The sequence below is a fragment of the Salinimicrobium oceani genome, assembly GCF_012037645.1.
Map to the genome: position 1 here is coordinate 1 of NZ_JAAVJR010000893.1, position 395 is coordinate 395.

The 395-nt window shown below is 47.6% G+C and carries 1 protein-coding gene; it reads right to left on the minus strand.

All coding sequences use genetic code 11. The features are described 5' to 3' along the window. Positions 1-395, minus strand: a 395-nt coding sequence (locus HC175_RS19925; RefSeq protein WP_209310137.1) for a hypothetical protein, incomplete at both ends; no start/stop codon positions are given.

Consider the following 395-nt stretch of genomic DNA (forward strand, 5'->3'; position numbering starts at 1 on the left):
TTTTTCTTTTTTTGACTGCTCAAACAGCTGAGTTTGATTGGCCATTAAAAAGATCTCGCCTTTCACCTTTTCCAGCCTTTTCACCTTGGGATCATTGGTGGAGATCTCGCTCCTAAAGTCGTTCTTGATGTCGTGGATGATCTTTTCCATCTCCCGCTTCTGCTCCTTGTTGTGAGCGTTGCGGTAAGTGTCCACGGCTATTCGGTAGCTGTCAATATTCCATTTGCTATCCTTAAGTGCCTTGCTTAAGTCGGCATCCAGGTCGAAACGGGAGATGAGGGAGTTGCCGCATTTTATATTTATATCGATATTCGGAAGAGTCTCAAGAGCCGGGTGGGACACGCCTTGTTCTCGATACATCCCGCCTGTAGGCGGGATACTCGAACTGACGGCCT